The sequence below is a fragment of the Modestobacter sp. L9-4 genome, from assembly GCF_019112525.1.
Taxonomy (GTDB): Bacteria; Actinomycetota; Actinomycetes; order Mycobacteriales; family Geodermatophilaceae; genus Modestobacter.
The window spans coordinates 1,645,680-1,657,903 of sequence record NZ_CP077800.1 but is presented as its reverse complement, the minus strand read 5'-3'; the positions used below and the strand labels follow the sequence as shown (position 1 = coordinate 1,657,903).

Annotated in this window: 12 protein-coding genes; 11 read left to right on the top strand and 1 reads right to left on the bottom strand. The window is 75.9% G+C overall.

Annotated features, from left to right (window positions below):
• Positions 1–103 precede the first annotated feature (103 nt).
• Positions 104–835, bottom strand: a complete 732-nt coding sequence (locus tag KUM42_RS07730) for a sigma-70 family RNA polymerase sigma factor (RefSeq protein ID WP_237496185.1) — start codon at positions 833–835, stop codon at positions 104–106.
• A gap of 144 nt (positions 836–979) precedes the next feature.
• On the opposite strand from KUM42_RS07730, the gene KUM42_RS07725 reads away from it, so the two are divergent.
• From KUM42_RS07725 to KUM42_RS07675, 11 genes are all read left to right on the top strand, one after another.
• Entirely contained in the window at positions 980–2,569 is a 1,590-nt protein-coding gene (locus tag KUM42_RS07725) for an AMP-binding protein (RefSeq protein WP_237496184.1), read from the top strand.
• The gene (locus KUM42_RS07720) at positions 2,562–2,825 is read left to right on the top strand and encodes a glutaredoxin family protein (RefSeq protein ID WP_237496183.1); all 264 of its coding nucleotides are present in this window, start codon (positions 2,562–2,564) and stop codon (positions 2,823–2,825) included. The genes KUM42_RS07725 and KUM42_RS07720 overlap by 8 nt, the downstream gene beginning before the upstream one ends.
• A 208-nt stretch (positions 2,826–3,033) precedes the next feature.
• Entirely contained in the window at positions 3,034–3,720 is a 687-nt protein-coding gene (locus KUM42_RS07715) for a redox-sensing transcriptional repressor Rex (RefSeq protein WP_237496182.1), read from the top strand.
• Positions 3,717–5,123, top strand: a complete 1,407-nt coding sequence (locus KUM42_RS07710) for a glutamyl-tRNA reductase (RefSeq protein WP_237496181.1) — start codon at positions 3,717–3,719, stop codon at positions 5,121–5,123. The genes KUM42_RS07715 and KUM42_RS07710 overlap by 4 nt, the downstream gene beginning before the upstream one ends.
• Positions 5,120–6,055: a hydroxymethylbilane synthase gene (gene hemC, locus KUM42_RS07705; protein ID WP_237496180.1), complete on the top strand. Its 936-nt coding sequence runs from the start codon at positions 5,120–5,122 to the stop codon at positions 6,053–6,055. The genes KUM42_RS07710 and hemC overlap by 4 nt, the downstream gene beginning before the upstream one ends.
• Before the next feature lie 73 nt (positions 6,056–6,128).
• Positions 6,129–7,697 carry a uroporphyrinogen-III synthase gene (locus KUM42_RS07700; RefSeq protein ID WP_237496179.1) on the top strand — a complete coding sequence of 523 codons (1,569 nt, stop codon included), beginning with the start codon at positions 6,129–6,131 and terminating at the stop codon, positions 7,695–7,697.
• Positions 7,694–8,692 carry a porphobilinogen synthase gene (gene hemB, locus KUM42_RS07695; RefSeq protein WP_237496178.1) on the top strand — a complete coding sequence of 333 codons (999 nt, stop codon included), beginning with the start codon at positions 7,694–7,696 and terminating at the stop codon, positions 8,690–8,692. Before KUM42_RS07700 ends, hemB begins: the two co-directional genes overlap by 4 nt.
• Positions 8,693–8,774: 82 nt before the next feature.
• On the top strand, positions 8,775–10,142 hold the full coding sequence (hemL, locus tag KUM42_RS07690; RefSeq protein ID WP_237496177.1) for a glutamate-1-semialdehyde 2,1-aminomutase: 1,368 nt from the start codon (positions 8,775–8,777) through the stop codon (positions 10,140–10,142).
• On the top strand, positions 10,139–10,774 hold the full coding sequence (locus KUM42_RS07685; RefSeq protein ID WP_237496176.1) for a histidine phosphatase family protein: 636 nt from the start codon (positions 10,139–10,141) through the stop codon (positions 10,772–10,774). The genes hemL and KUM42_RS07685 overlap by 4 nt, the downstream gene beginning before the upstream one ends.
• The gene (locus tag KUM42_RS07680; RefSeq protein ID WP_237496175.1) at positions 10,767–11,348 is read left to right on the top strand and encodes a TlpA disulfide reductase family protein; all 582 of its coding nucleotides are present in this window, start codon (positions 10,767–10,769) and stop codon (positions 11,346–11,348) included. The genes KUM42_RS07685 and KUM42_RS07680 overlap by 8 nt, the downstream gene beginning before the upstream one ends.
• 1 nt (position 11,349) lies before the next feature.
• Positions 11,350–12,180 (top strand): cytochrome c biogenesis CcdA family protein, encoded by an 831-nt coding sequence (locus KUM42_RS07675; RefSeq protein WP_237496174.1) that lies wholly within the window; start codon positions 11,350–11,352, stop codon positions 12,178–12,180.
• Positions 12,181–12,224: the final 44 nt, after the last annotated feature.

Below are 12,224 nucleotides of genomic sequence, written 5' to 3'. Positions count from 1 at the left end.
CCCGCTGCCCGTCCGCTGCGCCGACTGCGGCAGCGTCCCGGTCCGGTCAACGAGAGGGCACGGCCGGTCGTTACGGGGTGCCGCTGGGTGATCGCGGGCGCGGTCACCCGAGCCCCTCCGGCACCAGGGTCGCCAGCCGCCGCACCGCCCGGTGCTGCAGCGCCTTCACCGCGCCGTCCTTCTTGCCCATCGCCGCGGCCGTCTCGGCGACCGACAGCCCCTGCAGGAACCGCAGCACCAGGCACTCGCGCTGGTCGGCGGACAGCTGGGCGATCGCGGCGAACAGCGCGGCGTTGGTCAGCCGCTGCAGCACCGCCTCCTCCGGGCCGTCGGTGGCCCGGTCGGCGTCCCGCATGTCGGCGGTGGGCACCTCCAGCCGGACCCGGCTGCTCTTCACGTGGTCGAGCACGATGTTGCGGGCGATGGTCACCAGCCAGGCGCCGACGTCGCGGCCCTGGAAGCTGAGCGAGTCGATCCGGCGCAGCGCCCGGACGAACGTCTCGCTGGTGAAGTCCTCCGCGGTGGCCCGGTCGCCGACCCGCGCGTACAGGAACCGGTAGACGACGTCGACGTAGCGGTCGTAGAGCTGGCCGAACCCCTCGGTGTCCCCGTCCTGCGCGCGGCGCACCAGCTCCCAGACGTCGACCTGCTCGTCGAGGGCGACGGCGTGCCGCGGGTACGGGGTCGGCCGCGGCCGGGCGGCCGACGCGCGCGGCCAGGGCACCGGCCGGGACGCCGCCGGGTCGGTGTCGGCGGGGGAGGGGAGCGGCGGCCGCGCGGGGGCCGCGGGCCCGGGCGGCGCGGCGGTGGGCGCGACCGGCCTGGGACGGGACATGCTGGTGTCGACCCCTCCCACCCCCGCCGAGCCGGCCGGCCCGGTCCAGGCGCAGTGCGGCCCGGCGACCATGGTGACAACATCGTGCCGCTGCGTCCACGTTCCCGCCGTCTCAAGACGGCTGCTGCTCCGCGGAGGTCCCCTGTGCCGGTCGACGAGGTGCGCACCTTCTCCGCGCTGGTCCGCCGGGCGGCGGCCACCGCGGGCGACGCGCCCGCGCTCGTGCACGGCGAGCGGCGGCTGACCTGGGCCGAGCTCGACGGGCTGGTCGACCGGGCGGCCGCGGGCTGCCTCGCCCGTGGGCTGCAGGCCGGTGACCGGGTGGCGGTGCAGCTGCCCAACGGCGTCGACTGGGTGGTCGCGGTGATGGGCGCGATGCGGGCCGGGCTGGTCGTCGTCCCGGTGAACACCGCCTACACCGACCCGGAGGTCGAGCACCTGCTCACCGACTCCGGCGCCGGCCTGCTGGTGGTGGCCGCCGACCGGGCCGGGCTCGCCGGCGTCCCGGTGTGCGTGGGCCCCCCGGACGGTGACGGTCCCGCGCCGGCCGACCCCGAGGACCCGTCGGCGCTGGCGCTGCTGGCCTACACCAGCGGCACCACCGGCCGCCCGCGCGGCGCGATGCTCACCCACGCCGCGCTGCTGGCCAACCAGCAGCAACTGCTCGCCCTCGACCCGCCGCCGGTGCGGGCCGGGGACCGGGTGCTGCTGGTGCTCCCGCTCTTCCACGTCTACGGCTTCAACAGCGGCCTCGGGCTGGTCGCGGCCACCGCGACCTGCGGGGTGCTGGTCGAGGAGTTCGACCCGGCGGCGACGTTGGCCCTGATGGCCGCGGAGGAGGTCTCCGCCGTCCTGGGCGCCCCGCCGATGTACGGCGCCTGGCTGGCGCTGGCCGACGCCGCCGGCAGCGACACGGTGCTGCGGCGCGGGTTCGCCGCCGTGCGCACCGCCTCCTGCGGCGCCGCCCCGATGCCCGGCGCGCTGTTCGCGGCGATGCGCGACCGGGCCGCGGTGACGGTGTGGGAGGGCTACGGCCTCACCGAGGCCGCTCCGGTGCTGGCCAGCACGCTGGCCACCGGGCGGGCCAAGCCCGAGTGCATCGGCGGCCCGCTGCCGGGCATCGAGCTGGTCCTGCGCGACACCGCCGGGGGCCCGGCCGCCGGCGACGACCCGGGCAGCCGGGTGCGGGCGGGGGTCTTCGGCGACCCGTTCGTCGGCCCGGACGGCGAGCAGGACGCCGAGGAGGCCGGGGAGATCTGCGCCCGCGGGCCCAACCTGTTCAGCGGCTACTGGCCCGACGGGGCCGACGGCCCGGACGCCGAGGGCTGGCTGGCCACCGGCGACATCGCCCACCGCGACGCCGACGGCGACCTGCACCTGGTCGAGCGGCGCCGCGACCTGGTGCTGGTGCGCGGGTTCAACGTCTACCCCGGCGAGGTCGAGCGGGTCCTGGGCGAGCACCCCGAGGTCGTCGAGGCCGCGGTGATCGGGGTGCCCGACCCGGCGACGGGGGAGGCCGTGCACGCCGTCGTCGTCCGCACCGAGGGCGCCACGCTCACCGAGGAGCAGCTGCGCGAGCACGCGGCCCGGTCGCTGGCCCGGTTCAAGGTGCCGGTCGCGGTGCACTTCGTGCCCGAGCTGCCGCACTCCCTGGCCGGCAAGGTCAGCCGCGCCCGACTGCGCGAGCTTGGCCTGGAGCGGGCCGCCGCGGCGGGGGCGGTGCCCGGTGAGTGAGCCCGGCGCGCGCCTGCAGCTGCTCACCCGGGCCAACTGCCACCTGTGCGTGGTGGCCGCCGAGACGCTGACCCGGATCGCCGGTGAGGCCGGGCTCGGCGTGGAGCTGGTCGACGTCGACGCCGACGTCGAGCTGCGCATCGAGTACGGCGACCGCGTCCCGGTCGTGCTCCTGGACGGCCGGGAGCACAGCCACTTCACCGTCGACGTCCAGCGGCTGCGCCGCGACCTCGGCGTCCCGCCCGGTCCCGGCTGACCTGCGACACCCGGACGGGTGTCGCGGGCGTGGTCCTCACCACAGCAGGGGCGCCCGACCTGCGCATACGGCCTCGCCGACTTTGTTCAGGCGTTCACAAGCGGCTACCGTTGCTGTCGCCGGGCGCCGACGCGCCCGCGTTCCCGAAGTCCCCCCGAGCGTCCCCGGCTCCCCGCCGGTCGCCCTCGGAACGCTGTGGAGTCTGCCCGTGCCCGAGTCGCGGCCCCGGAACATCCCGGAGGCCACCGTTGCCCGGCTGGCCGTGTACCTGCGGGTGCTGGCCGGTCTCGCCGACGACGGTCGCAGTCACGTCTCCTCCGGGGAGCTGGCCACCGCCGCCGGGGTGAACCCCGCCGGTCTGCGCAAGGACCTCTCGCACCTGGGCCCCTGCGGCGTCCGGGGCGTGGGCTACTCCGTCCCCGGCCTCCGCGACCGGCTCAACGAGACCCTGGGCGGTGCCCGGTCCCGCCCCTGCGTGCTCGTGGGCGCCGGTCGGCTGGGCTCCGCGCTGGCCGACTACACCGGCTTCCCGAGCCGGGGCTTCGAGTTCGTCGCCCTGCTGGACACCGACCCCGCGACGGTCGGCTCGCAGGTGGGTGGGCTGACCGTCCTCCCGGTGAGCGAGCTCGAGGCCGTCGTGGCCCGGACCCGCGCGTCCATCGGGGTCGTCACGACACCCGCCGAGGTGGCCCAGTCGGTCTGCGACCGGCTCGTCGCGGCAGGGGTGAGGAGCATCTTGAACTTCGCGCCGGTGGCGTTGGCGGTGCCCGCGGGCGTCGACGTCCGCAAGGTCGACCTCTCCGTGGAGCTGCAGGTGCTGGCCTTCCTGGACCAGCAGCGCGACGGCTCCCCGCAGCCGGCCGCCCCCGAGCTGGCCCGGGCAGGTGCCCGATGAGCCTGCTCGCCGTCGGCATCAGCCACCAGACCGCACCGGTCTCCCTGCTCGAGCAGGTGTCGATGACCGGTGACGACAAGGTCAAGACGCTGCACGAGCTCGTCGAGAGCGAGCACGTGTCCGAGGCGCTGGTGCTGGCCACCTGCAACCGGATCGAGGTCTTCGCCGAGGTCGACCGCTTCCACGGCGGCATCACCGACGTCAGCCGGGTGCTCGCCCGGCACGCCGGCGCCACGGTGGAGGAGCTCTCGCCCTACGTCACCGTCTACTACGAGGACCAGGCGATCGGGCACCTGTGCACCGTCGCCGCGGGCCTGGACTCCATGGTGGTGGGGGAGACCCAGGTGCTCGGCCAGCTCCGCGCCGCCTACGCCCTGGCGCAGGAGGAGGGCACGGTCGGCCGCGAGCTGCACCCGATCACCCAGCGGGCGCTGCGGGTCGGCAAGCGCGTGCACGCCGAGACCGGCATCGACAAGGCCGGCGCCTCGCTGGTCTCCGTCGCCCTCGACCGGGTCACCGACGTGCTCGGTGAGCTGGCCGGCCGCCCGGTGCTCGTCGTCGGCGCCGGTTCGATGGGCGCGCTGGCCGCGACCACCCTGGCCCGCCGCGGTGCGGCGGTCACCGTCAGCAGCCGCACGCCGGCCAGCGCCGCCCGGCTCGCCGAGTCGATCGGCGGGCGGCAGGCCGACCTCGACCGGCTGGCCGAGGAGATCGCGGTCGCCGACGTGCTGGTCACCTGCACCGGCGCCATCGGCACGGTCATCGGCACCGACGTGGTCGGGGACCGCGCCGGCCGCCCGCTGGCGGTCGTCGACCTGGCCCTGCCCCGGGACGTCGAGCCCGCGGTCGCCGCGCTGCCCGGGGTCCACCTGATCGACCTGGCCATGCTGCAGGGCGAGCGCGCCGCGCACCCCGGGCGGCCGGTCGCCGGCTCCGTCGCCGCCGACGACATCGCCGCCGCGCACGCGCTGGTCGAGCTGGAGACCTCGCTGCTGCGCGCCGAGCGCCAGGCTGCGGCGGTGGCCCCCACGGTCTCCGCGCTGCGCAGCCAGGCCGCCGAGGTGGTCGACGCCGAGCTGCTGCGGCTGTCCACCCGGCTGCCCGACCTCGACGCGAAGGCCCGCAGCGAGGTCGCCCGCACGGTGCGCCGGGTGGTCGACAAGCTGCTGCACGAGCCGACCGTGCGGGTCAAGGAGCTGGCCAGCGCCCCCGGCGGCACCGACTACGCCGACGCGCTGCGGGCGCTGTTCGGCCTCGGCCTGTCGGGCACCACCGACAGCGACCGCACCACGCTGTCCGACGCGGTGACCGTCGACCCGCAGGTGCCCGCCGGCACGCCGCTGTCGGCGCTGGACCCGCGCATCGACGTCACCGGCGACGGCCTGCCCGGCGGTGCCGCGTGACCGCCGCCCTGCGGCTGGGCACCCGGGCCAGCGCCCTGGCGCTCACCCAGTCCCAGCACGTCGCCGACGCGCTCACCGCCGCCAGCGGCGTGCCGGTCGAGCTGGTGCACGTGAGCACCTACGGCGACCGCTCCACCGAGGCGATCAGTCAGCTCGGCGGCACGGGGGTGTTCGTCACCGCGCTGCGCGAGGCGCTGCACGCGGGCACGGTCGACCTCGCCGTGCACAGCTTCAAGGACCTGCCGACCGCGCCGACGACCGGCCTCACCGTGGCCGCCGTCCCGGCCCGGCAGGACCCCCGTGACGCCCTCGTGGCCCGCGACGGCCTCACCCTCGGGGAGCTGCCGCCCGGCTCCCGCATCGGCACCGGGGCGCCGCGCCGGATGGCCCAGCTGCGCGCACTGGGGCTCGGGCTGGAGATCGTGCCGATCCGCGGCAACGTGGACACCCGGATGGCCCGGGCCCTGGGCCCCGACGCCGACCTCGACGCCGTCGTCCTGGCCCGCGCCGGCCTGGCCCGGCTCGACCGGCTGTCGGCGGTCACCGAGACCCTCGACCCGATTCAGGTGCTGCCCGCCCCCGCGCAGGGCGCGCTGGCCGTCGAGTGCCGCACCGACGACACCCGCGTCATAGAGCTGGTCGCCGCCCTCGACGACCCCGCCGTCCGGGCCTGCGTCGCCGCCGAGCGCGCCGTGCTCACCGCGCTCGAGGCCGGCTGCAGCGCCCCCGTCGCCGCCTACGCCGAGCTGGCCGAGGCCGAGGACGGCAGCGCCGAGCTCTACCTGCGCGCCTCGGTCACCGCCATCGACGGCAGCGACGGCGTCCGGGGCTCGATCTCCGGGCCCGCGCCCGAGGCGGCCGACCTGGGCCGCGCACTGGCCGCCGAGCTGCTCGACCGCGGCGCCGCCGGGCTCATGGCGATGAGCCGGTGACCGGCGTCCGCACCCCATCCGTCCCGTACCACCCGCAGCGCCCCACTCCGGGGCAGAAGAACAGGAGCACGCGATGACGCGCTCACGCAAGAACGGCACCGGCAAGGGCATGGTGGTCTTCGTCGGCGCCGGTCCCGGTGACCCCGAGCTGCTCACCACCCGCGCGAGCGCGGCGATCGCCGGCGCCGACACGGTGCTGGCCGACCCCGACGTCTCCGCCGCCGTGCGCGAGGCGCTGCTGGAGGCGCACCCCGACCTCGAGCTGACGATCGTCTCCGGCGAGCCGGCCGAGGTCGCCAAGAGCGCGGTCGCCGGGGCCAAGAACGGCAACGTCGTCGTGCGGCTGGTCTCCGGCGACCCGTTCACCAGCGACGCCGTCGTCAAGGAGGCGCTGGCGGTCACCCGCACCAGCGTCGCCTTCGACGTCGTCCCCGGTGTGGCCGTGGGCACCGCCGTCCCCGCGTACGCCGGCGTGCCGCTGGGCGCGGGCTCGGTGCACGCCGACCTGCGTGCCCTGGACACCGCGGTCGAGGGCCCGGACCGGCTGGCCGCGCTGGCCGCCGCCGCCAACGGCACCGGCAGCCCGCTGGTGCTGCAGGCCTCCGCCGAGCAGCTGCCCACCGTGGCCGCCGGCCTCGTCGAGGGCGGGCTGTCCGGCAGCACCCCGGTGGTCGTCACCACCGAGGGCACCGGCACCGCGCAGAAGAGCGTGGCCACCAAGCTGGCCGCGGTGGCCGAGAAGTCCGCCGGGCTCGACAGCCTCAGCGGTGCCGTCGTCGTCACCGTCGGTGCCGCGGTCGACAAGCGCGCCAAGCTGTCCTGGTGGGAGAGCCGCCCGCTGTTCGGCTGGCGGGTCCTGGTGCCGCGCACCAAGGAGCAGGCCGGCGACATGAGCGAGCGGCTGCGCGCCTACGGCGCCGTGCCCGTCGAGGTGCCGACCATCGCCGTCGAGCCCCCGCGCAGCCCGGCCCAGATGGACCGGGCCGTCAAGGGCCTGGTCACCGGCCGCTACGGCTGGATCGTGTTCACCTCGACCAACGCCGTGCGCGCGGTGCGGGAGAAGTTCACCGAGCTGGGCCTGGACGCCCGCGCGTTCGCCGGGGTCAAGGTGGCCTGCGTGGGCCAGCAGACCGCCGACGCGGTGCGCGAGTTCGGCATCGTGCCGGAGCTGGTGCCCAGCGGTGAGCAGTCCAGCGAGGGCCTGCTGGCCGACTTCCCGCCCTACGACGACGTGTTCGACCCGATCGACCGGGTGCTGCTGCCCCGCGCCGACATCGCCACCGAGACCCTCGCCGCGGGCCTGAAGGACCGCGGCTGGGAGATCGACGACGTCACCGCCTACCGCACCGTCCGGGCGGCCCCGCCGCCGGCCGCGGTGCGCGAGGCCATCAAGGGCGGTGGCTTCGACGCGGTGTGCTTCACCTCCTCCTCCACCGTGCGGAACCTCGTCGGCATCGCCGGCAAGCCGCACGCCCGCACCGTCGTCTCGGTGATCGGCCCGGCCACCTCGGCCAGCGCCGTCGAGTTCGGCCTGCGCGTGGACGTGCAGCCGGAGGAGGCCGCCGTCGGCCCGCTCGTCGACGCGCTCGCCGCCTTCGCCCTGGCCCGCCGGGCCGAGGCGGAGGGCGAGGCCTCGAAGTGAGCTCGCCCCAGGGAGGCGCGAACCCCGGTTTCGCGCGGGGACGCCGGCTGCGCTCGACCCCGGCCATGCGCCGGTGGACGGCGCAGACCCGGCTGTCCCCGGCCGACCTCGTGCTGCCGGTGTTCGTCAAGGAGGGCATCTCCGCCCCCCAGCCGATCAGCTCGATGCCCGGCGTCGTCCAGCACACCCAGGACTCCCTGCGGAAGGCCGCCCACGAGGCGGCCGAGGCCGGGATCAGCGGGCTCATGCTCTTCGGCATCCCGTCGGACAAGGACGCCGTCGGCTCGCAGGCCGACGCCGCCGACGGCGTGGTCAACGCGGCGCTGCAGCAGCTGCGGGCCGACCTCGGCGACGAGCTCGTGCTGATGGCCGACCTGTGCCTGTGCGAGTACACCGACCACGGGCACTGCGGCGTGGTCACCCCGGCCGGGGTCGTGGACAACGACCCGACCCTGGACCGCTACGCCGCGGTCGCGATCGCCCAGGCCCAGGCGGGGGCGCACGTGATCGCCCCGAGCGGGATGATGGACGGCCAGGTCGCGGCGATCCGGGCCGGGCTGGACTCCCGCGCGTTCACCGAGACGCCGATCCTCGCGTACGCGGCGAAGTACGCCTCGGGCTTCTACGGCCCGTTCCGCGAGGCCGCCGAGGGGGCGCCGCAGTTCGGCGACCGCTCGACGTACCAGATGGACCCGCCGAACGCCGACGAGGCGCTGCGGGAGGTCCGCCAGGACCTCGCCGAGGGCGCCGACGCGGTGATGGTCAAGCCGGCCGGGCCCTACCTGGACATCGTGGCCAAGGTCGCCGAGGCCGTCGACGTGCCGGTCGCGGCCTACCAGGTGAGTGGTGAGTACGCGATGGTCGAGGCGGCCGCGGCCCACGGCTGGATCGACCGCGAGCGCGCCGTCCTGGAGACCCTGACGGCCATCCGGCGGGCCGGCGCCGGCTCGGTGCTCACCTACTGGGCGGTCGAGGCCGCCCGCTGGCTGCGCTGAACGAGGAGCGCTCCGGGTCCCCCGTGACGGGGGACCCGGGGCGTGCGACCGGCTGCACAGCAGACCCTGGGAGAGTGGGACCGTGACCGATCCGTACCCGTACGAGGCGCCCGCGTCGGCGCAGCTGTTCGAGCGAGCCGGGCGGTTCACCCCCGGCGGCGTCAACTCCCCGGTCCGGGCCTTCCGGGCGGTCGGTGGCACCCCCCGCTTCATGGCCTCGGGCTCGGGCCCGTGGATCACCGACGTCGACGGCCGCCGCTACGTCGACCTGGTCTCCTCGTGGGGCCCGATGATCCTGGGGCACGCGCACCCCGAGGTCGTCGCCGCGGTCACCGACGCCGCCCGGCGCGGGTTCACCTTCGGCACGCCCACCGCCGGGGAGGTCGACCTGGCCGAGGAGATCGTCCGCCGGGTCGCCCCGGTCGAGCGGGTGCGGCTGGTGAACTCCGGCACCGAGGCGGTGCTGTCGGCGATCCGGCTGGCCCGCGGGTTCACCGGCCGCCCGGTCATCGTGAAGTTCGCCGGCTGCTACCACGGCCACGTCGACTCCCTGCTCGCCGCGGCCGGGTCCGGCGTCGCCACCCTCGGCCTGCCCGACACCCCCGGCGTCACCACGGGGGCCGCGGCCGACACCGTCGTCCTGCCCTACAACGACGTCGCCGCGGTCGAGGCGGTCTTCGCCGAGCGCGGCTCCGAGATCGCCTGCGTCATCACCGAGGCCGCGGCCGGCAACATGGGCGTCGTCCCGCCGCTGGACGGCTTCAACGCCGCGCTGCGCCGGATCACCGCCGCGCACGGCGCGCTGCTGGTGGTCGACGAGGTCATGACCGGCTTCCGGGTCACCGGCGCCGGCTGGTACGGCGTCGACCCGGTGGACGCCGACCTGTTCACCTTCGGCAAGGTCATGGGCGGCGGCATGCCGGCCGCGGCGTTCGGTGGCCGCGCCGACGTGATGGACCACCTGGCGCCCTCCGGCCCGGTCTACCAGGCCGGCACGCTGTCGGGGAACCCGGTCGCGGTCGCCGCCGGGCTCACCACGCTGCGGCTGTGCACCGACGAGGTCTACGAGCGCTGCGACTCCGTGTCGGCCGTGCTGCGCGGTGCCGCCAGCGCCGCGCTGTTCTCCGCCGGCGTCCCGCACCGGGTCCAGCAGGCCGGCTCGATGTTCTCGGTGTTCTTCGTCCCCGACGAGCGCCAGGTCCGCGACTACGACGACGCCCGCACCCAGGACGTCGCCGCGCACGCCGCCTTCTTCCACGCCATGCTCGCGCGCGGCGTCTACCTGCCGCCGTCGGCGTTCGAGTCGTGGTTCGTCAGCGCCGCCCTGGACGACGAGGCCGTCGAGCACGTGCTGGCCGCGCTGCCCGCCGCCGCCCAGGCAGCCGCGGCCGCCGCCGGGGGAGAGCCCGTCTCCGCCGAGGCCACCGACGCCGAGGAGCTGCAGCCGTGAGCGAGACGACGGTCGTGCACCTGATGCGGCACGGCGAGGTGCACAACCCCGCCGGCGTGCTCTACGGCCGGCTGCCCGGCTACCGGCTGTCCGAGGCCGGCGAGGGCATGGCGCGCACCGTGGCCGAGTGGTTCTCCACCCGCGACGTGACGTACCTGGTGGCCAGCCCGCTGGAGCGCGCGCAGCAGACCGCGCAGCCGATCGCCGACGCGCTGGGGCTGTCGATCGCCACCGACGAGCGGCTGATCGAGGCCGGCAACAGCTTCGAGGGCAAGACCTTCGGCGTCGGCGACGGGTCGATGAAGCACCCGGAGAACTGGTGGCGGCTGCGGAACCCGTGGAAGCCCTCCTGGGGCGAGCCGTACCGCGAGATCGCCGCCCGGATGATCGGCGCGATCGCCACCGCCCGCGACGCCGCCCGCGGCCACGAGGCCGTCTGCGTCAGCCACCAGCTGCCGGTCTGGACCGTGCGCCTGCACCTGGAGGGCCGCCCCTACCTGCACGACCCGCGCAAGCGGCAGTGCGGGCTGGCCAGCGTCACCTCGGTCACCTACGACGGCGACCGGATGGTCGGGATCACCTACGCCGAGCCCGCCGGGGCCACCGACCCGCACGCGGTGCCCGGTGCGTAGTCGCCTGGCCGGGCTCGCCGCCGTGGCCGCTGTCGTCCTGCTCGGCGGGTGCAGCACCGGCTCGGACGCCGTCGACGTCAACAACGGCGGGCAGTTCCGCTTCGTCGCCGGCACCCCGGCCGCCGAGGTGATCCCGGACACCGAGCGGGCCAGCGCCCCGGCCTTCTCCGGCACCCTGCTGAGCGGCGAGCCGTTCAGCTCCACCCAGCTCGCCGGCGACGTCGCGGTGCTCAACTTCTGGGGGTCGTGGTGCGCTCCCTGCCGGGTCGAGACGCCGCAGTTCCAGCAGGTCTACGACGAGGTCCGCGACGACGGGGTGCAGTTCCTCGGCCTGAACGTGAAGGACTACGACCAGCAGTTCGCCGACGCGTTCGTGGCCGACAAGGGCATCACGTTCCCCTCGCTGTACGACCCCAAGGGCCGGGTGGCGCTGGCCTTCCGCAACTACCCGGCGGCCGCGATCCCCTCGACGATCGTGCTCGACCGGCAGGGACGCGTCGCGGCGGTGTACACCGGTGAGGTGCGCCAGGACGACCTGCGCACCGTGCTGGCACAGCTGACGGCGGAGGCCTGAGATGGTCGAGGGGATCACGGACCTGATCAGCGACGGTCCGCTGCTGGTGGCCGCCGCGGTCGCCGCGCTCGCCGGGCTGATCAGCTTCGCCTCGCCGTGCGTCCTGCCGCTGGTGCCCGGCTACCTCTCCTACGTCACCGGCCTGGTCGGCAGCGGCTCCCGCGCCACCGCCACCGCTCCGGCACCCGCCGCGGCCGGCGGGTCGGTCGCCACCGCCGTCCGGACGACGGACGAGCGCTCGACGCGCGGCCGGATGGTGCTGGGCGCGGCGCTGTTCGTGCTGGGCTTCACGGTCGTCTTCGTGTCGATCAGCAGCGCCGTCGGCGGGCTGGGCCGGCTGCTGCTCGAGTACAACGACGTGATCACCCGCGCCATGGGCGTGGTCACCATCGTGGTCGGCCTGGGCTTCCTGGGCTGGCTGCCGTTCTTGCAGCGCACCGCCCGGCTGCAGGCGCGCCCCGCCGTCGGCCTGGCCGGCGCACCGCTGCTGGGCATCGTCTTCGGCCTGGGCTGGACCCCCTGCCTGGGCCCCACGCTCGCCGCCGTGCAGAACCTGGCCTTCAGCGAGGCGACCCCGGGCCGCGGCGCGTTCCTCGGCCTGGCGTACTGCCTGGGGCTCGGTGTGCCGTTCGTGCTGGTCGCGCTGGGCGCCCGCTGGGCGGTGGGCGCGATGTCGTTCCTGCGCCGCAACGCCGGCACGGTCACCCGTGTCGGCGGCTTCGTGCTCATCGCGGTCGGCCTGATGCTGGTCACCGGCGCCTGGACGGAGCTGATGGGGTGGCTGCGCAGCTGGCTGGCCACCACCGGCCTCGCGGAGTCGGCGCCCCTGTGACCGCACCCCGGCCCCGCCCCGCCCACCCGACCTGCGCTCGCGAG

Excerpts from the sequence above, each read along its gene's own strand:
- KUM42_RS07700 (WP_237496179.1), top strand. The coding sequence starts at position 6,129 with ATGACGCGCTCACGCAAGAACGGCACCGGCAAGGGCATGGTGGTCTTC.
- KUM42_RS07675 (WP_237496174.1), top strand. The coding sequence starts at position 11,350 with ATGGTCGAGGGGATCACGGACCTGATCAGCGACGGTCCGCTGCTGGTG.
- KUM42_RS07710 (WP_237496181.1), top strand. The coding sequence starts at position 3,717 with ATGAGCCTGCTCGCCGTCGGCATCAGCCACCAGACCGCACCGGTCTCC.
- KUM42_RS07730 (WP_237496185.1), bottom strand. The coding sequence starts at position 835 with ATGTCCCGTCCCAGGCCGGTCGCGCCCACCGCCGCGCCGCCCGGGCCC.